The sequence below is a fragment of the Streptomyces fumanus genome, assembly GCF_014655295.1.
GTDB classification, from domain to species: domain Bacteria; phylum Actinomycetota; class Actinomycetes; order Streptomycetales; family Streptomycetaceae; genus Streptomyces; species Streptomyces fumanus.
In genome coordinates, this window is the sequence record NZ_BNBI01000009.1 from 59,102 (window position 1) to 79,275 (window position 20,174).

Consider the following 20,174-nt stretch of genomic DNA (forward strand, 5'->3'; position numbering starts at 1 on the left):
CTCAGACGTCGATGCGGGACAGGCGGCGGATGAGGACGAAGCCGACGGCGTAGAGGGCGAAGGCGACGAGCACCGCCGCCTGGCCGGCCGGGGAGCCCGTCATGCGCTCCAGGGCGCCGTCCTTGACCCCGTTCATCAGCAGCAGGGAGCCGACGCCGAGCACGGGGACGGCGTACGAGGTCATGTTGACCTGGGACAACTGGGTGCGGATCTCGCGGCGGGTCTCCTTGCGCTCATCCAGGGTCTCGGTGAGGTTGCGCAGCGCGCTGACCACCTGGCCGCCGGCCCGGTTGGACAGGACGAGGGTGGTGACCAGGACGACGAGTTCCCGGGAGGGCAGGCGGTCGGCGAGTTCGCCGAGGGCCTCGTCCATGGAGGCGCCGACGGCCAACTGGGCGGCGACCTTGCCGAGCTCCTCGCCGGCGGGGGCCTCCAGTTCCTCGGCGGCCATGGAGACCGCGGTGCGCAGGGCGAGGCCGGCCTGGGTGGCGTTGGCGAGGATGCGGGCGAGTTCGGGGAGCTGGTTGATGAACTTCTCGATGCGTTTCTGCCGCTGCCAGTTGAGGAACTGCACGGCGACCGCGATGCCCAGCCCTCCGGCGAGGGGGCCGAAGAAGGGGGCGAGGGCGGCCTGGCCGATCAGCCAGAGGCCGGTGACGGCGGCGAGCATATAGACGAAGAACTCGCCCGGGGTGACGTCCAGGCCGGTGGCGGCGAGCCGGAGTTCGAGCTTCTTGCCGAGTCGCGTCCGGCGCAGCCTGCGGTCCAGGCCGGGGAAGCGCCGGCGCCGGCCGGTGCCGGGGACGTGGCCGGCGGCGGTGAGGCGGTCGACGAGGGCCTGGCGCTGGGCCCGCCCGGCGGCGTAGGAGTGCACGCCGGCGACGGCCAAGACGCAGGTCAGCAGGGTGATGCCGGTGGTGACCCGGGCGAGCGTGGACAGTTCCATCGGTCGGTTCCTACCTGGCTTCTCGGGTGGCCAACTGGGCCGCGGACTGGGCGACGCCGAACGCCTGCGGGATGGGCTGGCTCGCCATGTAGAGGCGGTCGGCGGTGCGGCGCGGCAGCGGGAAGTACTCGAAGGCGCCGTAGATCCGGCCGTCGGCGGCCATCGGCTGGGCGTTGAAGCGGGCGACGGTGGCCAGGCGGTAGGGCTCGCCGCCGTGGCTGGCCAGCAGGGCGATCTCGGTGATGCGGCGGGCGCCGTCGGCGAAGCGGGTCAACTGGACGATGACGTCGACGGAGCTGTTGATCTGGTCGTGCAGGGCGGCGAACGGGATCTCCACGTCGGACATGGAGGCCAGGGTCTGCAACCGCATCAGGGCGTCCTCGGCGCTGTTGGCGTGGACGGTGGCGAGCGAGCCGTCGTGGCCGGTCGACATGGCCTGGAGCATGTCCAGGGACTCGCCGCCGCGGACCTCGCCGACCACGATGCGGTCGGGGCGCATCCGCAGGGAGTTGCGGACCAAGTCGCGGATGGTGACCCGGCCCTGTCCCTCGACGTTCGGCGGGCGGGACTCCAGGCGGATGACGTGCCCCTGCTGGAGCTGGAGTTCGGCGGAGTCCTCGATGGTGATGATCCGCTCGGACTCGGGGATCAGCCCGGACAGGGCGTTGAGCAGGGTCGTCTTGCCGGTGCCGGTGGCGCCCGAGACGATGATGTTGAAGCGCGCCTGCACCAGCCCGGCGAGCAGGTACAGCATGTGCTCGTCGAGCGAGCCGAGGCCGATCAGCTCCTGGAGGGTGAAGGAGCGCGGGAAGCGCCGGATGGTGAGGGTGGGGCCGGTCAGGGAGAGCGGCGGGACGATGACGTTGACGCGTTCGCCGGAGGGCAGGCGGGCGTCGACCATCGGGTTGGACTCGTCGACGCGGCGGTTGACCGTGGAGACGATGCGCTCGATGGTCTGCATGAGCTGGTCGTCGGAGGCGAACCGCAGGGGCAGTTGCTCGACCCGGCCGCCGCGCTCCACGAAGATCGCGTCGGGGCCGTTGACCATGATCTCGGTGATGGAGGCGTCCTCCAGCAGCGGTTCCAGGATGCCGAGGCCGAGGGCCTCGTCGACCACCCGGCGGATCAACTGGGACCGTTCGACGGTGGACAGGACCGGGCCCTCGCGGCTGATGATGTGCCCGAGGACGCGTTCCAGCCGGGCCCGGCGCTCGGCGGCGGCCAGGCTGCTCATCTCCGCGAGGTCGATCTCCTCCAGGAGCTTGGCCCGGTAGGAGGCGACCAGGTGGCCGTCCCCGCCCCGGCCGGCGTGCTCCTCGGGGGAGTGGATGCGTGCGCGCAGGCTCATGCGTCCCGTACTCCTCGGTCAGTGGTCCAGCGGCATGGTGGCGGTCCTGGTGGCGTCCCCGAAGTCCCAGCCGGGGACGATAGAGGGGATGTCGACGGTGGCGGTGACCGTCACCTCGTCGCCGCCGTAGGAGGACGGGCAGGAGGTGCCGTCGGCCAGCCAGTCGCTGACCGCGGTCGCGCACGCCTCCTGGGCGCTGCCGTCGAGGGAGGCGCTGCGGGCGCCGGCCCGGGCGGCGGTGCCGGCCTGCTGGGCGGTGTAGGCGATCAGGCCGAGCTGTACGGCGGCCATCGCGACGACGATCAGGACCGGCAGGAAGCCGAGGTACTCGAGGGCGACCTGGCCCCGGTCCCGGCGGCGCCCGCGCGAGGGGTACGGCATCTCAGTCGTCCTCCTCCTCGACGGCGCCCGCGTGGCCGTGCACCTCGAACGGGAAGCTGACCGTGCCGGGGAAGAGGATCGGGACGTCGATGCCCACGTCGGCGGTGACATAGCCGCCCCCGGTGCCGCAGTCCACGTCGGCGCTCCCCTCCCACGCGCCCGGCAGCTTGTCGACGCCGGCGGCCCGGCAGGCGCCCTGCCGCTCCCCCGGCGAGGCCGCCGTCGCGGCGCGTACCGCCTCGTCCGCAGCATTCCCCGCGAGGGTGAACGTGTATCCCACGAGCACGAGCTGCCACAGCACGACCAGCGTGGCGATGATGGTGGGGGTCATGCCCAGGAACTCGATGGTGACCTGGCCGCGGTCGCGGTCGCGGTGCCCGCCCGAGCCCCGGCCCCGGCCCCGGCCCCGGCATCCGTCCCGATGGTGACCGCGTAAGGCAGTCCCCCGGTATCGGACGCGTGAGGCCGCCCCCCGGTATCGGCCGCGTGAGGCCGTCCCCCGGTACAGGCCGCGTGAGGCCGTCCCCCCGTACCGGCCCCCTGAGGCCGTCCCCCCGTCCCGGCCGCGTAACCCGCTCATCCCGCCCCGTCCTTCCGTCGCCGCGCCCCCACCGGGCCCCGCTCGCCCCGGAAGCGGCGGCCGGTCCTGCGGTTGGTGCCGGGGTGGTCGACCAGGCCGAGTTCGGCGGCGAGGGCCCACAGGGCCTGGCGGACCGTGCTCCGGCCGTCCAGTTCGTGCAGCCGGCCCGCGTCCACGGCGGCCTGGAGTTCCTTGAAGTGGGCGGGGACGGTGGTGGCGGCGACGGCCGTGCCGGTGATCTTCTGGATCAGCGGGGGCTGGATCTCCGTACCCCGGGTGTGCCGGTTGACGACCACGGTGGTCTCCTCGGCCTTGCGGATCTGGAGTCGGTCCCACATCCGCACCGCGCGTTTGGCGCCCCGGACGGCGACCACGTCGGGGGTGGTGACCAGCAGGGCCGTGTCGGCCATCTCGACGGCCGCGGCGCCGGCCCCGCCCATCTGGGCGCCGCAGTCCACGACGACGACCTCGTACCGGGAGCGCAGGGCGCTGACGATCTGCCGGGCGGAGCGGTCGGTGACGTCCTCGCCGCGTTCGCCCTCGGCGGGGGCGAGCAGCAGGGCGAGGCCGCTGTCGTGCCGGAAGACGGCGTCGGCGAGGACGCGCGGGGAGATGTCGGTGATGGCGGCGAGGTCCAGTACCGAGCGGCGGAACTGGACGTCGAGGTAGGAGGCGACGTCCCCGGTCTGCAGGTCGAGGTCGAGGAGGGCGGTGGGGCGGCCGGACGCCTGGGCGGCGAGGGCCAACTGGACGGCGGTGACGGTGGCGCCGACGCCGCCCTTGGCGCCGCTGACGGTGACGACGGTGCCGCCGGCGCCGGTGAACACGTCGCCGGCGGCGCCCAGGTGGCGGCGGACGCCCACCGACCACTGGGCGACGGCCTGGACGCGGCTGGCGAGTTCCTCGTAGCCGAGCGGCAGGGCGACCAGGCCGCGGGCGCCGTAGTCCATGGCGGCCTGGAAGAGGCCGGGGCCGGCGTCGGAGGTGACGAGGATGACGCCGACGGCGGGGAAGCGCAGGGCGACCTCGCGGATCAGTTCCAGGGCGGGGACGGGGCCGATCCGCTCGTGCACGACGACGACCTCGGGCAGTTCGTCGACGGACTCGGCGGCGAGCCGGGCGAGGGTGTCGATGAGCTGGGTGGAGTCGGTGACCGGGGCGACCGGTTCGGCGTCCGGGAGCTGGCTGAGCAGGGTGGTGAGGGACCGGACCGCGTCCGCGTCACCGACCGCCGGGAGGATCCTGGTGGGCATCCGGTTCTCACTTGTCCTTCGCGAGTTCGTACGTCCGGTCCTGCTCGGGGACCGCGGTGCCGCCGCCCGGTGCGACCAGCGCGAGCCGGACCCGCTGGGCGAACGACTCGGCGTAGGTGATGCGCTGGGCGTCGAGGGTGGACAGCGCGAAGGTGATCGGGACGGCCTCGGTGGTCCGCCGGGCGCGGTCGTCGTCGCGCGGTTCGAGGGGGGTGAGCTTGCCGACGTCGAGGACCCGGGCGTTGGTGACGATGATCTTCGACTGGTCGGGGTCGCCGTCGCGTTCGCCCTCGAAGGTGGCGTAGACGTTGACGGTGGAGCCCGGGGTGATCTTGCCGGCCACGCCGGTCGCCGCGTCGACCATGATGGCGACCTCCTGCTGGCCGGGGCGGAGGGCGGGCTGGTCGACGACCATGTCGCTCTGGAGCAGCGAGCCGCTGCGCAGGGTGGTCACGGCGATCTTGCCGCGGACCTGGTCGAGGTCGGTGACCGCGTTCTCGGACAGCCACCGCTCGGGCATCTCGATCTTCTCGAACTGGTCCGTGCTGAGCGGTGTGTAGGGCGCCACGTTCGTCCTCAGCCGGTACGCGGTGACCTCGGGGCCGACCTTGGACTTGACGTCGCTGACGACGGAGAGCACGCCGGCGAAGGCGCCGAGGGCGCACAGGACCGACAGGATCAGCAGGATGATGCCGCGGCGCTGACGGGAGTTCATGGACCGGAGAACCTCGATATCGGTCGAGCGCGGACGGAGGGGCGGGCGGGGTCAGGTGGTCAGGGAGCGGTGCGGGGCGGCCGGGCGGCGGCCCTCGGGCAGTTCGCGGGCGTGCCGGGGGCGTTCCCCGGAGTCCGGCGGGGTGGCGGAGCAGAAGACGCAGCGGTCGCCGATGACGTCGATGCCGCACCAGTGGCAGCGGGCCCGGCGTACGGAGGTCACCAACTGGTAGAGCACCGACAGGTCGGGCAGGAAGGCGCAGAACTCGGTGAGCTTGCCGGTGCCCCACCAGTCGGCGGAGTCGGCGGGCAGCGGGGTCTCGCGCAGCCCGAGGACGTTCCAGGCGGGGGCGAGGGTGGCGGTGACCCAGTCGGCGGGCATCTGGCCCTTGGCGACCAGCATCCAGGTGCCGAACTCCGGGCCGGGCAGGGTGGTGTCCGGGCCGAGCCGGACGAGCCGCGGTTCGGGGTGGGCGAGGACGGCGAACCGGCTGCCCGGCACCCAGGACCGGGCGTGCGAGGTGAGGTCCACGGGGACCCGGTCCAGGCGGGCGACGGAGCCGAGGAGCGCCCCGCAGTGGAGGTAGTGCACCAGCAGCCGGCCGGCCGAGGCGAGCACGCCGGGGCCGAGGTCGCAGGAGGCCAACTGGCGTAACTGGCGGGCCAGCACGGCCAGGCCGAGCGGGGGCAGCGGCGGTTCGAACAGGGCGACGCGGTCGGTCTCCAGCAGGGAGCGTACGGTGTGCAGGCGCCGGCGCACCGCGGCGGAGACGCTCCCCGCGCACACCACGATCACGTGTCCGTGCTGGTCGATGAGGTGCTGGAGCTGGGTGAGGGCCTGGTCCAGCGGGCGGTCGGCGATGTCCTCCAGGACCGTCGCGGGCATGGTCCGTTCGTCGAGCGGCGGCAGCGCCAGGTCGGCACTGGTCACGGCGATGGCAGTTGGCACGCGCGGCTCCCCGTCTCCCCCAGCCCGGAGGTCTGCCGGCGTTACTCCGGCACACCCGGATGACTTCACTGCGTGACTACCTCAGCACTGTATCCACGGGCCTGTGACCGGAGAACAGCGTTTGGGCAGCCGTCCGGGAACTTCGGTCGCACAACTCACGGCAAACCGGGTCAGGTCGAGCGGCTGCCGGTCATCTGCCGGGCGGCGCGGAAGCCCGCCCGGACCGCCACTCCCCCGGGCACGCGCGGGGTTGACCCGAGGGATGGTCCGAGGGGTGGCCCGAGGGTTGGTCCGTACCAACCCCTTGACTTCGCAATTGGTCTGGACCACCTTTGTCCTCCAACGGTGGCCACCGTCTTCGTCCCCCCTTACTCCCCACCGGAGGCCCCAGTGGACCCCGTACGCAGACGCCGCGCCGGCTTGTGGTCGGCGGCCGTCACCGCCGCCCTCGTCCTCACCGGCGTGAGCACCGGCCCCGCATCGGCGGCGGACGTCAACAACGCGCGCAACGCCGGTTTCGAGTCCGGTCTGAGCGACTGGACCTGTTCCGGCTCCACCGGTACGACCGTCTCCTCGCCGGTGCACGGCGGCTCGGCGGCGCTGAAGGCGACCCCGGCCGGGCAGGACAACGCCCGGTGCAGCCAGACGGTCGCGGTCGCGCCCAACTCCTCGTACACGCTCAGCGCCTGGGTGCAGGGCGGGTACGCCTATCTCGGCGTGACCGGGACCGGCACCACGGACGTGTCGACCTGGACGCCGGACTCCGCCTCCTGGAAGCAACTGTCGACGACCTTCCGCACGGGCGCGTCGACGACCTCGGTGACGGTCTACACCCACGGCTGGTACGGGCAGGCCGCCTATCTCGCCGACGACGTCTCCGTGTTCGGCCCGGACGGGGGCGGCGGCTCCGGCCCCGGTCCGACGGTCCCGGCCGCCCCGGCCGGCCTGAGCGTCACGGGCACCACGTCCTCCTCGGTCTCGCTGGCCTGGAACGCGGTCTCCGGCGCCACCGGCTACACCGTCTACCGGGACGGTACGAAGGTCACGGCGGTCAGCGGCACCTCCGCGACGGTGACCGGGCTGGCGGCCGCCACCTCGTACTCCTTCCAGGTGACGGCGTCCAACGCGGCCGGTGAGTCGCCGAAGTCGGCGGCGGTCAGCGCGCGGACGGCGCCCTCCGGGGACGGCGGCGGGAACGGGTCGGTGCCCCGGCACGCCGTGACGGGCTACTGGCAGAACTTCAACAACGGGGCGGCCGTCCAGAAGCTCTCCGACGTGCCCGCCCAGTACGACATCATCGCCGTCGCCTTCGCCGACGCGACCACGACGCCGGGCGCGGTCACCTTCAACCTCGACTCGGCCGGGCTGAACGGCTACACCGTCGACCAGTTCAAGGCCGACATCAAGGCCAAACAGGCGGCCGGCAAGAAGGTGATCATCTCGGTCGGCGGCGAGAAGGGCACGGTCTCCGTCAACGACGCGACCTCGGCGACCAACTTCGCCAACTCCGTCTACTCCCTGATGCAGACCTACGGCTTCGACGGCGTCGACATCGACCTGGAGAACGGCCTCAACCCGACCTACATGACCCAGGCCCTGCGCGCCCTGTCCGCCAAGGCGGGCCCGTCCATGGTGCTCACCATGGCGCCGCAGACCATCGACATGCAGTCCACGTCCGGCTCGTACTTCCGCACCGCGCTGAACGTCAAGGACATCCTCACGGTCGTCAACATGCAGTACTACAACAGCGGTTCGATGCTGGGCTGCGACGGCAAGGTCTACAGCCAGGGCACGGTGGACTTCCTGACCGCCCTGGCCTGCATCCAACTGGAGGGCGGGCTGGCCCCCTCCCAGGTCGGCATCGGGGTGCCCGCCTCGACCCGGGGCGCGGGCAGCGGGTACGTCTCCCCGGCGGTGGTCAACAACGCGCTGGACTGCCTGACCCGGCTGACCAACTGCGGCACCTTCAAGCCGGCCAAGGCGTACCCCGACCTGCGCGGCGCGATGACCTGGTCCACCAACTGGGACGCCACGGCGGGCAACGCGTGGTCCAGCGCGGTGGGGCCGCACGTGCACGCCCTGCCGTAGCGGACGGGTGCGGGGTCAGAAGAACTCCGACCAGGGCTGGTCCCAGATCTGCTTGACGCACAGCACCAGGAAGAGCAGTCCGGCGATGCCCAGCATGCCGTTGCTCAGGTACCCGTTGCGCCACTCGCGGGGCGTACGGGAGGTGTTGAGCAGCCAGATCAGGGTCAGGGCGAGGAAGGGCAGGAAGGCCGCGCCCAGCACGCCGTAGATGATGACCAGCCGGAAGGGCTGGCCCTGGAAGAGCAGCACGACGGGCGGGAAGGTCAGCCAGAGCAGGTAGACGCGGAACGGCCAGGAGCGTTCGCGTTCACCGGTGGCGACCTTCTCGCCCGTCGCCGCCCCGGTGCCGGCCCGCAGCCGGGACACGAAGTCGGCGAACATCAGACTGACCCCGTGCCAGACGCCGATCAGGGAGGTGAAGGAGGTGGCGAAGAAGCCGATCAGGAAGAACTTGGCGGTGGCCGTGCCGTACCGGTCCTCCAGGATGTCGCTGAGCTGGACCAGCCCCTGGTCGCCGCTGGCGATGGCGATGCCCGCGCTGTGCAGCAGCTCGGCGCCGACGAAGAGCATGGCGATGACGAAGACGCCGGTGGTGAGGTAGGCGACCCGGTTGTCCAGCCGCATCACCTTCATCCAGCCCGCGTCGGTCCATCCCTTGGCGTTGACCCAGTAGCCGTACGCGGCCAGCGTGATGGTGCCGCCGACGCCGCCGATCAGGCCCAGGGTGTTGAGCACGGAGTCCTTCTCGTCGGGCAGCACCGGGAGCAGCCCGGCGACGGCGTCGCCCAGATGGGGGGTGACCCGGACCGCCAGGTAGACGGTGACCACGAACATGACGCCGACCAGGACGGTCATGACCTTCTCGAAGACGGCGTACTTGTTGAACCAGACGAAGACCAGGCCGACCACGCCGCAGGCCACGCCCCACCACTTCAGGTCCATCACGTCCGGGAACAGCGCCTGGAGCGGCAGCGCGCTGGACGACATCGCCGCGGCGCCGTAGACGTAGCCCCAGACCACGACGTAGACGGCGAAGAACCAGGTGGTCCAGCGGCCGAGGCTGGCCCAGCCCTCGAACAGGGTGCGGCCGGTGGACAGGTGCCAGCGGCCCGCCGCCTCGGCCAGGGAGATCTTGACCAGGCAGCCGATGACGGCCGCCCACAGCAGGGTGTAGCCGAAGCTGCCGCCCGCGATCAGGGTGGCGACCAGGTCGCCGGCCCCGACCCCGGTCGCCGCGACGACGATGCCGGGGCCGATGTACGTCCAGCTCGACCTGCGGGGCGCCGGGGTGGCCGGGCCCGCAGCGGTGGTGTCCGTGATGTCCGCCATGCGGATCAAGAAAGCGTGAAAAGCACCCCGGCACAAGAGGGCGTGCGGCGCAGAGGACGGGCGCGATCCGCGCACTGGCACCCGACTCCCTCTTGACCGGGTCATGCCATGAGAAGACGATGAGCGCCACATCCGCACAGCGCGTCGCTGAACCACCCCCCGCTCCACTCCCCCGCTCCCGGAGATCCCGGAAGCCGGAGACCGACCAGGAGACTTCATGCGACTAGGCTCACGAGGCATCCGCAGCGGCAGACGCCGTGCCGCCCTCGTCACCGTCCTCGCCCTCGCCCTGGGCGCCCCGCTCACCGCCACCGCCGACAGCGGCGGGAAGAGCGCGCCCTCGGCCGACGACATCCGCCAGTACGAGGTGCACATGCGCTCGGACCCGGCGTCGCGCACGGCGCTGCTGCGGGCCGGCGTCACCGTGGACTCCGCCGACGAGCACTCGGTCTGGGTCTCCGGCCGCGCCGACCAGGCCGCGCGGCTGAAGCGGCTCGGCTACGACGTCACCCCGGCGAACGCGGTGCCCGACCGCACCCAGGGCGACGACCTGCGGCTGTACGACTTCCCCTCCGCCGACTCGCGCTACCACAACTACGCCGAGATGAACGCGGAGATCGACGCCCGGATCGCGGCGTACCCCGGCATCATGAGCAAGCGGGTGATCGGCAAGTCGTACCAGGGCCGGGACATCGTCGCCGTCAAGATCAGCGACAATGTGGCGTCGGACGAGGCCGAGCCCGAGGTGCTCTTCACCCACCACCAGCACGCGCGCGAGCACCTGACCGTGGAGATGGCCCTCTACCTCATCCGGGAACTGGGCGCGGGGTACGGCTCCGACTCCCGGGTCACCAACATGGTCAACGGCCGTGAGATCTGGATCGTCCCCGACCTCAACCCGGACGGCGGCGAGTACGACATCGCGACCGGCTCCTACCGCTCCTGGCGCAAGAACCGCCAGCCCAACTCCGGCTCCACCGCCGTCGGCACCGACCTCAACCGCAACTGGAACTACCGCTGGGGCTGCTGCGGCGGCTCCTCCGGCACGCCGTCCTCCGAGACCTACCGCGGCTCCGGGCCCGAGTCGGCGCCCGAGGTGAAGGTGGTCGCGGACTTCGTGCGCAGCCGGGTGGTCGGGGGCGTCCAGCAGATCAAGGCGGGCATCGACTTCCACACGTACAGCGAGCTGGTGCTCTGGCCGTTCGGCTACACCACCGCCGACACCACGACCGGGATGACGGCCGACGACCGCAACGCCTTCGCGGCCATCGGCCAGAAGATGGCCGCGAGCAACGGCTACACGCCCGAGCAGTCCAGCGACCTGTACATCACCGACGGCTCGATCGACGACTGGCTGTGGGGCAACCAGAAGATCTTCGGGTACACCTTCGAGATGTACCCGACGTCCAGCTCGGGCGGCGGCTTCTACCCGCCCGACGAGGTGATCGAGCGGGAGACCTCGCGCAACCGGGACGCGGTGCTCCAGCTCCTGGAGAACGCGGACTGCATGTACCGGTCGATCGGGAAGCAGGCGCAGTACTGCTCCTGACGGGCGGTCAGACGTCCGTGTCGTCGTCGGCGGCGGGCTTCGTCCCGCCGTCGTCGGCGCGCTCGCCGTCCTCGCCGTCCTCGCCGTCCTCGAAGTAGGCGTCCAGGACCGCGTCGAGGGCGGTGTCCCACTCCGCGAACCGGCCGCGGGACGCCGCCTCGATCTCGATCGGGTACCACCGCCGGTCGTGGGTGTGGACGGTGACGGTGAACCGCTTGCCGAAGCGGGCCGTCTCCGTCTCCACCGCGCCGATCTCGTCCCAGCGGAACTCGCACTCCTGGTCGTCCAGCGCGAGCCGGACGCCCCGGTGGTCGGCGACGATCCGGGCCCGGCGGTCGGCCGCCTCGAACACCGGTCCGTCGGGGGCGGGTTCGTCCTCGTCGGGGTCGGCGTCCTCCTCGGCGTCCGGTGGCGTCCGGGAGCCGGCGGCGTCCTCGGGTGCCTCCGGTGCCTCCGGCTCCTCGGCGGCGGTGTCCGCCTCCGCATTCTCCGGCTCGGTGTCCTCCGGCTCGGCGGAGGCGGGCGGGGTGAGGCCGGGGATGAAGGCCGGGTCGAAACCGGCGCCCTTCACCACGGGCTCGCCCGGCTGGGGCTGGCTGCTCGATCCAATGCGCTGCTCCACAGCGGGCAGTATGGTCGACGTTCCTGTGCGGGCGACAGCCAGCCCCGGCATCGTTACGCCGACGATGCCTAGGTCCTGTCGTCAAACTCCCGTCGTCCGCCCGGAGGGCGGGCCTCGCGGCGTCAGGTGCGTGCTCTCGGCGTGCCGGCCCCTGGCCCTCGTACTGGATGTACTTGGGTCAGGGGCCGGTGCGGCGAGAGTGCGTGCATGGCGTCGCGAGGCAGACGGGAGTTTGACGACAGGGCCTAGAGGAACAGGCTCAGCACGGCGGCGACCGCGAAGCCGCCCAGCGAGAGCACGCTCTCCAGCACGGTCCAGGACTTGAGCGTGTCCCGTTCGCTGATGCCGAAGTACTTGGCGACCATCCAGAAGCCGCCGTCGTTGACGTGCGAGGCGAAGATGGAGCCCGCCGAGATGGCCATGATGACCAGCGCGGTGAACGCCTGGGAGTGGTCGCCCGCGGCCAGCAGCGGGGCCACGATGCCCGCCGTCGTCACGATCGCCACCGTCGCCGAGCCCTGCGCGACCCGCAGCACCACGGAGATCAGGTAGGAGAGGACGATCACCGGCAGGCCGACGTCGTTGAAGGTGTCGGAGAGCGCCTGGGCGACGCCGCTGGCCTTGAGGACGGCGCCGAAGATGCCGCCCGCGCCGACCACCAGCAGGATGTTGCCGACCGGTTTCAGCGAGGAGGTGGAGACGGCCTCCAGGGACTTGCGGGACCAGCCGCGCCGGATGCCCAGCAGGTAGTAGGCGAGCAGCAGGGCGATGGTGAGGGCGACGAACGGGTTGCCGAAGAACTCGACGACCGAGCGGCCCGTGGACGGGTCCAGGGCGATGGAGGAGAAGGTCGCGGCGAGGATCAGGACCAGCGGGGTGCCGATGATGCCGAGGACCGTGCCGAGCGGCACCGGTTCCTCGCGGGGCGCCACACCGGCGGCGCGCTGCTCGGCGACGACCGCGCGCTTGGCCTCCTCGGCGGCCTCGACCATGTCCTGGGGTACGGCGACGAAGACCCGGCGCCCGATCCAGGCGGAGTAGGCCCAGGCGAGCAGGACGGCGGGGACGCCGCAGACGACGCCCATGAGGATGACCCAGCCGAGGTCCACGTGGAGGAGTCCGGCGGCGGCGACCGGGCCGGGGTGCGGCGGCAGGAAGGCGTGGGTCATGGACAGGCCGGCCAGCAGCGGCAGGCAGTAGAGCAGGATCGACTTGCCGGAGCGCTTGGCCGCGGCGTAGACGATCGGCGCGAGGACGAAGATGCCGACGTCGAAGAAGACCGGGATGCCGAAGATCAGGCCGGTCAGGCCCATGGCGAGGGGTGCCCGGCGCTCGCCGAACAGGCTCAGCAGGCGGGAGGCGAGCACCTGGGCGCCGCCGCTGACCTCCAGGATGGCGCCGAGCATGGTGCCCAGGCCGATGATGATGGCGACATGGCCGAGGATGCCGCCCATGCCGGACTCGATGGTGGAGACGGCGTCGGACTTCTGGACGGTGCCGAAGAGTTCGGTGACCGACAGGCCGGCGAGCAGGCCGACGGCTATGGAGACGGCGAGCAGCGCGACGAACGGCTGGAGCCGCGCCTTGATGATCAGGAAGAGCAGCAGCGCGATGCCGAGGGCGGCGACGGTCAGCAGACCGGCGGTGCCGTCGATCAGCAGGAGCAGGCCGCCGGTGTGGGGCGGGGTCTGAGGCGCGGACGCGGCAAGCGGGTGGGACATACGGGGGTCCTCTGGGTAACCACATACAGCTTTCGGGCAGGGAAGGGCACGGCACGGCACCCGCGTGGGGAGACGGGGTGCCGTGCCGCGTGACAGACAGACAGGCGGAAGGACGGGCGGCGGGGCGCGCCGCCGGGGCTAGCCGAGGACGGCGAGCGCGTCGATCTCGATGAGGAGTCCGGCGGGCAGACCGACGTAGACGGTCGTGCGGGCGGCCGGGGGCTGGGTGAGGCCCTGCTCCTCGAAGTAGGCGTTGTAGATCTCGTTCATCTCGGCGAAGTGGTCGACGTCCGTGAGGTAGACGCGGATCATCATCACGTCGTCCCAGGTGGCGCCGCCCTCTTCGAGGATGGCCTTGACGTTGGCGAGGGTCTGCAGGGTCTGCTCGCGCAGGGTGGGGCCGGCCGGGGTCGGGGCCTTGCCCTCCTCGTGCGGGAGGAAGCCGACCTGGCCGGCGACCTGGAGGATGTTGCCCTTCTTGACGCCGTGGCTGAACTTCGCCGGCGGGACGGTGTGGGTCTGGGGGGTGAGCGCGGTCTTCTCGGTCATGCGGTGACTTCCTTGACTGGGGTCCTGCCGGAGTACTCGCCGCTGATGGCGTCCGCCGTACGGCGCACCAGCGGGAGCAGGGTGAGGAGTTCGTCGGCGGTGACGACGACGTTCGGCGCGGAGACCGACATCGCGGCGACCACCCGGCCGTCGGCGCCCCGGATGGGCGCGGCGACGCAGTTGATGGACTCCTCGTGGCCGCCGAGGTCGGTGGCCCAGCCCTGTTCGCGCACCGTGGCCAGCTCCTTGAGGAAGGCGTCGGCGTGGGGCGTCGAACGGGCCGTGTACATGGGGTAGTCGAGCTTCTCGACGACCGCGCGCCGCTCGCCCTCGGGGAGGTCGGCGAGGAGCAGCTTGGCGACGGCGGCGACGGTGATGGCGACGGGCTTGCCGATCCGGGAGTACATGCGCACCGGGTAGCGGCTCTCCACCTTGTCGATGTAGAGGACCTCGTTCTCCTCGTAGACGGCGAGGTGCACGGTGTGCCCGCAGCTCTCGTTGAGGCGTACCAGGTGGGGGTGGGCGATCTCGCGGACGTCCAGGTTCTCCATCGCCTCCTGGGCGAGGGCGATGAGCCGCGCGCCCAGGCGGTAGCGCTGGTCGGACTGGCGGTAGACGAAGCCGTGCTCGTGCAGGGTGCGCAGCAGGCGCAGGGCGGTGGACTTGTGGACGCCGAGGGCGTCGGCGACCCGGCCGAGGTCGGCGGGGCCCTCGGCGAGCAGCGGCAGGATGCTCAGCGCGCGGTCGACGGTCTGGCTCATGGGGTGCGTACCTCCTCGTCGGCCCGGCCGGTCTCCCGTGTCCAGCCGGGGCCGAGTCGCAGTCTCCCCCATGCCGCGTCGTCCAGGGCGGCCAGCTCGTCGGCGTGGGCGCGGGCCGGGGGCGCGGCGAGGTCGCCGGGGACGGTCAGGGCGGCGGCGGCCGTCAGATGGCCGTGCCGCAGCCGGTCCCGGACGGGCAGTCCGCGCAGGGTGGCGGAGAGGAACCCGGCGGCGAAGGCGTCGCCCGCGCCGACGGCGGCGACCACGTCGACGCGCGGCGCGGGCACGAAGGTGGCCCGGTCGCCGTGGAAGGCGGTCGCCCCGGTGCCGCCCTGCTTGACCACGAGGGTCTCCGGCTCGGGCAGCGCGGCCCGCACGGCCTCGGGTCCGCCGAGGCCCCATGCCTCGTCCTCGCCGACGAAGACCAGGTCGGCGCCGCGGGCGAGGTCGAGCAGGACGGCGGGGCCGTCGTCGGTGCCGCGCCACAGGCCGGGCCGGTGGTTGACGTCGAAGGAGAGCAGCGGCCGGCCGGGGCGGCGGGCGGTCAGCTCGCGGGTCAGTTCCCGGCACCCGGCGGAGAGCGCGGGGGTGATGCCGGACAGGTGCAGGACGCGTCCGGCGTGCACCGCGGCCAGGTCGACCGTGCGGACGGACATCGCGGAGGCGGCCGAGCCGGCCCGGTAGTACGCCACCTCGTGGGCGTCGCTCGCCCGGTCCCCGGCGGTGCGGAAGTACACACCGGTGGGGCGGTCGGGGTCGCGCGGCACGGCGGAGACGTCGACGCCGTAGGAGCCGATGGTCTCGACGAGGTGGTCGCCGAAGCCGTCGGCGCCGACCCGGCTGACCCAGCGGGCGGTGTGTCCCGCGGCGGCGAGCACGCAGGCGACGTTGGACTCGGCGCCGCCGATGGACCGCTCGAAGGAGGGCACGTCCGCGAGGCGGCCGGGCCGGGTGGGCAGGAAGGTGACCATGGACTCGCCGAGCGCGACGACGTCCACGACGTCGGGGGCGGTGCTGCGGGGTCCGTCGGCGGTCACGATGGGCAGGCTCCTCGGCGTGTCGCGCGGGCGGCGGCTCCGTTGACCCCGCGTTCGCCGAGATGTTAGACAGCAGTGAGCGATATACGCAACGAGCGTTGCAAGTTGTGCAACGCGGTAGATCTGGAGGCTCCATGGCCCTCGACGCCGGTACCGAAGCCCTCGCCAAGCTGGCCGAGGAGCATGTCGACCACCGTTTCAAGGGCCTCCCGCCGGACGCGTACGGCCTCACCGTCGCCGAGCTGGCCGGCGGGCGCCGCAACCTGTTCACCGGCGGCTTCACCACCCCCGTGCTGGCCCTGTCCGCCGAGCGCCTGGCGCACAACCTGCGGCTGATGGAGACCTACGCGGACCGGCACGGCCTCGCCTTCGCGCCGCACGGCAAGACCTCCATGGCCCCGCAGCTCTTCCACCGCCAACTGGAGCACGGCGCCTGGGGCATCACCCTCGCCGTCCCCCACCAGGTGCGGGTCGCGCGGGCCTTCGGCATCCGGCGGATCTTCCTCGCCAACGAGCTGGTCGACGCCGCCGCGCTGCGCTGGATCGCCGCCGAGCAGGACGCCGACCCGGACTTCCGGCTGGTCTGCTACGTCGACTCGGTGCGGGGCGTGGAGCTGATGGACGCCGCGCTGGCGGGCGCCGCCCGGCCGCTGGACGTCGTGGTCGAGCTGGCCGCCGGCCAGGGCGCGCGCACCGGGGCGCGCACCGAGGCGGAGTGCGCCGCCGTCGCCGGCGCGGTGACCGCCGCGGCCGGGCTGCGCCTGGTCGGCGTCGCCGGGTACGAGGGCGAGGTGCCGGACGCCGACCCCGAGCGGGTCCGGGCGTATCTGCGCGGGCTGGTCGCGCTCGCCGCCGGCCTCGACGAGCGCGGCCTCTTCCAGGAGGCCGGGGAGATCGTGGTGAGCGCGGGCGGCAGCGCCTGGTTCGACGCGGTGGCCGACGTCTTCGCGGAGATCCCGGCCCTGTCCCGGCCGGTGCTGAAGCTGCTGCGCTCGGGCGCCTACGTCTCCCACGACGACGGGCACTACCGCGAGCTGACCCCGTTCAACCGGGTCCCCGAGGAGGGCGCCCTGGAGCCCGCGTTCCGCCTGTGGAGCCAGGTCGTCTCCCGCCCCTCGCCCGAGCAGGCGTTCACCAACGCGGGCAAGCGGGACGCCGCCTACGACCTGCACCTGCCCTTCGCCCAGGTGGTCCGCCGGGACGGCACCGAGCGCCCGGCCACCGGTGTGACGGTGACCGGCCTGTCCGACCAGCACGCCTGGCTGCGCACGGCCGGGGACGCGGACCTGCGGGTCGGCGACTGGGTCGGCATGGGCCTGTCGCACCCGTGCACGTCGTTCGACAAGTGGCAGCTCATCCCGGTCGCCGAGGCGGACGGGACGGTCGTCGACTACATCCGTACGTTCTTCTAGAGGAGCCGGTCATGGACGAGCTGGTCATCCGGGACGCGGACGTCGTGGACGGCTCCGGCGCCGACGCCTACCGCGCGGACGTGGTGGTGGACGGCGGCCGGATCGTGTCGATCGTCAAGGAGGCCGCGGCGGCGGGCTGCCAGCGGCCCACCGCCCGGCGCGAGCTGGACGCCGAGGGCCTGGTCCTGGCCCCCGGCTTCATCGACATGCACGCCCACAGCGACCTCGCCCTGCTCCGGGACCCCGACCACAGCGCCAAGGCCGCGCAGGGCGTCACCCTGGAGGTCATCGGCCAGGACGGGCTGTCGTACGCGCCGGTGGACGACCGCACGCTCGGCGAGGTGCGCCGCGCGATCGCCGGGTGGAACGGCCCCGGCGACGACATCGACTTCGACTGGCGGACGGTCGGCGAGTACCTGGACCGCCTCGACCGGGGCATCGCCGTCAACGCCGCCTACCTGATCCCGCAGGGCACGGTCCGCGCCCTGGCCGTCGGCTGGGAGGACCGGCCGGCCACCGAGGCGGAGCTGGCGCGGATGCGGCGCCTGGTCGCCGAGGGCCTGGAGCAGGGCGCGGTCGGCATGTCCTCGGGGCTGACGTACACGCCCGGCATGTACGCCCCCGACGCCGAGCTGACCGAGCTGTGCCGGGTGGTGGCCCGGTACGGCGGCTACTACTGCCCCCACCACCGCTCCTACGGGGCGGGCGCGCTGGAGGCGTACGCGGAGATGGTCGACCTGGCCCGCCGGGCGGGCTGCCCGCTGCACCTGGCCCACGCCACCATGAACTTCGGCGTCAACAAGGGCCGCGCCCCCGAGCTGCTCGCCCTGCTGGACGAGGCGCTGGCCGCCGGCGCCGACATCACCCTGGACACCTATCCGTACACCCCCGGCTCCACCACCCTCGCCGCGCTGCTGCCGGGCTGGGCCAGCGAGGGCGGCCCGGAGCGGGTGCTGGAGCGGCTCGCCGACGACGCCACCGCCGAGCGGATCCGGCACCACCTGGAGGAGACCGGCTCCGAGGGCTGCCACGGGGTGCCGGTGGAGTGGGAGACCATCGAGATCTCCGGCGTCTCCCGCCCGGAGCTGACGGAGTACGTCGGCCGGACCGTCTCGGAGTCGGCGGCGGCGCGCGGCGAGACACCCTGGGCGCTCGCCCGCCGGCTGCTGCTCCAGGACCGGCTGGCGCCCAGCATCCTCCAGCACGTCGGCCACGAGGAGAACGTCCGCGCGATCATGCGGCACCGCGTCCACACCGGCGGCTCGGACGGCATCCTCCAGGGCGCGAAGCCGCATCCGCGCGCCTACGGCACCTTCCCGCACTACCTCGGGCACTACGTGCGCGAGCTGGGCGTGCTGTCGCTGGAGGAGTGCGTGGCCCACCTCACCTCGCGCCCGGCGGCCCGGCTGGGGCTGCCCGACCGGGGGCTGGTCCGCGAGGGGTACCGGGCCGACCTGGTCCTGTTCGACCCGGCGACGGTCGCGGCGGGCTCGACCTTCGCGCACCCGCGCCGTCTGCCGGCCGGCATCCCGCACGTCCTGGTGGACGGCCGCTTCGTGATCGAGGACGGCCGCCGCACGGACGTCCTGGCGGGCCGCTCGGTCCGGCGGGGGCCGCGCTGACGCACGTGGCGCAAAACACGACGCGGGCTCCGGTACCGGGTCGTAAGCTCGCGGACATGCAGGTGATCCAGTCGACCAAGCTCGCCAACGTCTGTTACGAGATCCGGGGCCCGGTGCTCGAGGAGGCGATGCGGCTGGAAGCCGCCGGTCACCGCATCCTCAAGCTGAACACCGGCAACCCGGCGGCGTTCGGTTTCGAGTGCCCGCCCGAGATCCTGGAGGACATCCTCCGCAATGTGTCGACGGCCCACGGGTACGGCGACGCCAAGGGGCTGCTGGCCGCGCGCCGGGCGGTCGTCATGCACAACCAGACCCTCGGCATCGAGACCGACGTCGAGCACGTCTTCATCGGCAACGGCGTCTCCGAGCTGATCGTGATGGCGATGCAGGGCCTGCTCGACGACGGCGACGAGGTGCTCGTGCCCGCGCCGGACTACCCGCTGTGGACGGCGGCCGTCTCGCTGTCCGGCGGCACCGCGGTGCACTACCGGTGCGACGAGCAGTCCGACTGGATGCCCGACCTCGCGGACCTGGAGCGGAAGATCACCGACCGCACCAAGGCGCTGGTCGTCATCAACCCGAACAACCCCACCGGCGCGGTCTACGACGAGGCGGTGCTGCGCGGCCTGACCGACATCGCCCGCCGCCACAACCTGCTGGTCTGCTCCGACGAGATCTACGACAAGATCCTGTACGACGACGCCACCCACACCCCCACCGCCGCGATCGCCCCCGACCTGCTCACCCTGACCTTCAACGGCATGTCGAAGGCGTACCGGGTGGCCGGTTACCGGGTCGGCTGGATGGCGGTGTCCGGGCCCCGCGCGCACGCCGAGTCCTACATCGAGGGCCTGACGGTGCTGGCGAACATGCGGCTGTGCGCCAACATGCCGGGCCAGCACGGCGTGGTCGCCGCGCTCAGCGGGCGGCAGAGCATCACGGACCTGGTGCTGCCGGGCGGGCGGCTGCGCGAGCAGCGGGACACGGCGTACGAGCTGCTGACGCAGATCCCCGGGGTGACCTGTGTAAAGCCCAAGGGGGCGCTGTACCTCTTCCCGCGCCTGGACCCCAAGGTGTTCAAGATCAAGGACGACCGGCGGATGGTCCTGGACCTGCTCCGCCAGGAGAAGATCATGGTCGTCCAGGGCACCGGCTTCAACTGGCCCGAGCCGGACCACTTCCGGGTGGTGACCCTGCCCACGGCCGCGGACCTGCGGGACGCGGTGGGCCGGATCGGGCGCTTCCTGAGCGGGTACGCACAGCACTGATTCCGGGATCAGGACAACTTTAGACGTAATCCAATGTAGGATGGT

General features: G+C 72.3%; 18 protein-coding genes. 5 read left to right on the forward strand and 13 right to left on the reverse strand.

The window, feature by feature from the left end; translation table 11 throughout:
- Window position 1: 1 nt before the first annotated feature.
- From IE316_RS20375 to IE316_RS20405, 7 genes are all read right to left on the reverse strand, one after another.
- Window positions 2-946: a type II secretion system F family protein gene (locus IE316_RS20375; RefSeq protein WP_190205866.1), complete on the reverse strand. Its 945-nt coding sequence runs from the start codon at window positions 944-946 to the stop codon at window positions 2-4.
- A 10-nt stretch (window positions 947-956) separates the two neighbouring features.
- The gene (locus IE316_RS20380; RefSeq protein WP_190205867.1) at window positions 957-2,294 is read right to left on the reverse strand and encodes a TadA family conjugal transfer-associated ATPase; all 1,338 of its coding nucleotides are present in this window, start codon (window positions 2,292-2,294) and stop codon (window positions 957-959) included.
- An 18-nt stretch (window positions 2,295-2,312) separates the two neighbouring features.
- Window positions 2,313-2,675 (reverse strand): TadE/TadG family type IV pilus assembly protein, encoded by a 363-nt coding sequence (locus IE316_RS20385; RefSeq protein WP_190205868.1) that lies wholly within the window; start codon window positions 2,673-2,675, stop codon window positions 2,313-2,315.
- Window position 2,676: 1 nt separating this feature from the next.
- Window positions 2,677-3,006, reverse strand: a complete 330-nt coding sequence (locus IE316_RS20390) for a pilus assembly protein (protein WP_229910487.1) — start codon at window positions 3,004-3,006, stop codon at window positions 2,677-2,679.
- A 245-nt stretch (window positions 3,007-3,251) separates the two neighbouring features.
- Entirely contained in the window at window positions 3,252-4,508 is a 1,257-nt protein-coding gene (locus IE316_RS20395) for a CpaE/TadZ family protein (protein ID WP_190205869.1), read from the reverse strand.
- 7 nt (window positions 4,509-4,515) lie between these two features.
- Complete coding sequence (cpaB, locus tag IE316_RS20400; protein WP_190205870.1) at window positions 4,516-5,223, reverse strand: Flp pilus assembly protein CpaB; 708 nt, start codon at window positions 5,221-5,223, stop codon at window positions 4,516-4,518.
- A 51-nt stretch (window positions 5,224-5,274) separates the two neighbouring features.
- On the reverse strand, window positions 5,275-6,171 hold the full coding sequence (locus IE316_RS20405; RefSeq protein WP_229910488.1) for a hypothetical protein: 897 nt from the start codon (window positions 6,169-6,171) through the stop codon (window positions 5,275-5,277).
- Between the two features lie 390 nt (window positions 6,172-6,561).
- Between IE316_RS20405 and IE316_RS20410 the strand changes: the two genes are divergently transcribed.
- Window positions 6,562-8,259: a chitinase gene (locus tag IE316_RS20410; protein WP_190205871.1), complete on the forward strand. Its 1,698-nt coding sequence runs from the start codon at window positions 6,562-6,564 to the stop codon at window positions 8,257-8,259.
- Window positions 8,260-8,274: 15 nt separating this feature from the next.
- Here the strand turns inward: IE316_RS20410 and IE316_RS20415 are convergent, their stop codons facing one another.
- Complete coding sequence (locus tag IE316_RS20415; RefSeq protein WP_190205872.1) at window positions 8,275-9,588, reverse strand: Nramp family divalent metal transporter; 1,314 nt, start codon at window positions 9,586-9,588, stop codon at window positions 8,275-8,277.
- A 217-nt stretch (window positions 9,589-9,805) separates the two neighbouring features.
- On the opposite strand from IE316_RS20415, the gene IE316_RS20420 reads away from it, so the two are divergent.
- Entirely contained in the window at window positions 9,806-11,137 is a 1,332-nt protein-coding gene (locus IE316_RS20420; protein ID WP_190205873.1) for a M14 family metallopeptidase, read from the forward strand.
- Between the two features lie 7 nt (window positions 11,138-11,144).
- On the opposite strand, the gene IE316_RS20425 is transcribed toward IE316_RS20420, so the two are convergent.
- The 5 genes from IE316_RS20425 to IE316_RS20445 form a co-directional block, all read right to left on the reverse strand.
- Complete coding sequence (locus IE316_RS20425) at window positions 11,145-11,759, reverse strand: hypothetical protein (RefSeq protein ID WP_190205874.1); 615 nt, start codon at window positions 11,757-11,759, stop codon at window positions 11,145-11,147.
- Window positions 11,760-12,004: 245 nt separating this feature from the next.
- The gene (locus IE316_RS20430; protein WP_190205875.1) at window positions 12,005-13,480 is read right to left on the reverse strand and encodes a GntP family permease; all 1,476 of its coding nucleotides are present in this window, start codon (window positions 13,478-13,480) and stop codon (window positions 12,005-12,007) included.
- 138 nt (window positions 13,481-13,618) lie between these two features.
- Window positions 13,619-14,029 (reverse strand): RidA family protein, encoded by a 411-nt coding sequence (locus tag IE316_RS20435; protein ID WP_190205876.1) that lies wholly within the window; start codon window positions 14,027-14,029, stop codon window positions 13,619-13,621.
- Window positions 14,026-14,790: an IclR family transcriptional regulator gene (locus IE316_RS20440; protein ID WP_190205877.1), complete on the reverse strand. Its 765-nt coding sequence runs from the start codon at window positions 14,788-14,790 to the stop codon at window positions 14,026-14,028. Before IE316_RS20440 ends, IE316_RS20435 begins: the two co-directional genes overlap by 4 nt.
- Window positions 14,787-15,827, reverse strand: a complete 1,041-nt coding sequence (locus IE316_RS20445) for a sugar kinase (RefSeq protein WP_190205878.1) — start codon at window positions 15,825-15,827, stop codon at window positions 14,787-14,789. The genes IE316_RS20440 and IE316_RS20445 overlap by 4 nt, the downstream gene beginning before the upstream one ends.
- 134 nt (window positions 15,828-15,961) lie before the next feature.
- On the opposite strand from IE316_RS20445, the gene IE316_RS20450 reads away from it, so the two are divergent.
- The 3 genes from IE316_RS20450 to IE316_RS20460 are packed head-to-tail and all read left to right on the forward strand — an operon-like array spanning window position 15,962 to window position 20,129.
- Complete coding sequence (locus IE316_RS20450) at window positions 15,962-17,239, forward strand: amino acid deaminase (RefSeq protein ID WP_190205879.1); 1,278 nt, start codon at window positions 15,962-15,964, stop codon at window positions 17,237-17,239.
- Between the two features lie 11 nt (window positions 17,240-17,250).
- Window positions 17,251-18,861, forward strand: coding sequence for an N-acyl-D-amino-acid deacylase family protein (locus tag IE316_RS20455; protein WP_190205880.1), 1,611 nt, complete (start codon window positions 17,251-17,253; stop codon window positions 18,859-18,861).
- Between the two features lie 56 nt (window positions 18,862-18,917).
- The gene (locus tag IE316_RS20460) at window positions 18,918-20,129 is read left to right on the forward strand and encodes a pyridoxal phosphate-dependent aminotransferase (protein ID WP_190205881.1); all 1,212 of its coding nucleotides are present in this window, start codon (window positions 18,918-18,920) and stop codon (window positions 20,127-20,129) included.
- Window positions 20,130-20,174 lie beyond the last annotated feature (45 nt).

Coding starts and splice junctions, on each gene's coding strand:
- IE316_RS20375 (WP_190205866.1), bottom strand. CDS start 946: ATGGAACTGTCCACGCTCGCCCGGGTCACCACCGGCATCACCCTGCTG.
- IE316_RS20380 (WP_190205867.1), bottom strand. CDS start 2,294: ATGAGCCTGCGCGCACGCATCCACTCCCCCGAGGAGCACGCCGGCCGG.
- IE316_RS20385 (WP_190205868.1), bottom strand. CDS start 2,675: ATGCCGTACCCCTCGCGCGGGCGCCGCCGGGACCGGGGCCAGGTCGCC.
- IE316_RS20390 (WP_229910487.1), bottom strand. CDS start 3,006: ATGACCCCCACCATCATCGCCACGCTGGTCGTGCTGTGGCAGCTCGTG.
- IE316_RS20395 (WP_190205869.1), bottom strand. CDS start 4,508: ATGCCCACCAGGATCCTCCCGGCGGTCGGTGACGCGGACGCGGTCCGG.
- cpaB (WP_190205870.1), bottom strand. CDS start 5,223: ATGAACTCCCGTCAGCGCCGCGGCATCATCCTGCTGATCCTGTCGGTC.
- IE316_RS20415 (WP_190205872.1), bottom strand. CDS start 9,588: ATGGCGGACATCACGGACACCACCGCTGCGGGCCCGGCCACCCCGGCG.
- IE316_RS20420 (WP_190205873.1), top strand. CDS start 9,806: ATGCGACTAGGCTCACGAGGCATCCGCAGCGGCAGACGCCGTGCCGCC.
- IE316_RS20430 (WP_190205875.1), bottom strand. CDS start 13,480: ATGTCCCACCCGCTTGCCGCGTCCGCGCCTCAGACCCCGCCCCACACC.
- IE316_RS20435 (WP_190205876.1), bottom strand. CDS start 14,029: ATGACCGAGAAGACCGCGCTCACCCCCCAGACCCACACCGTCCCGCCG.
- IE316_RS20440 (WP_190205877.1), bottom strand. CDS start 14,790: ATGAGCCAGACCGTCGACCGCGCGCTGAGCATCCTGCCGCTGCTCGCC.
- IE316_RS20450 (WP_190205879.1), top strand. CDS start 15,962: ATGGCCCTCGACGCCGGTACCGAAGCCCTCGCCAAGCTGGCCGAGGAG.
- IE316_RS20455 (WP_190205880.1), top strand. CDS start 17,251: ATGGACGAGCTGGTCATCCGGGACGCGGACGTCGTGGACGGCTCCGGC.
- IE316_RS20460 (WP_190205881.1), top strand. CDS start 18,918: ATGCAGGTGATCCAGTCGACCAAGCTCGCCAACGTCTGTTACGAGATC.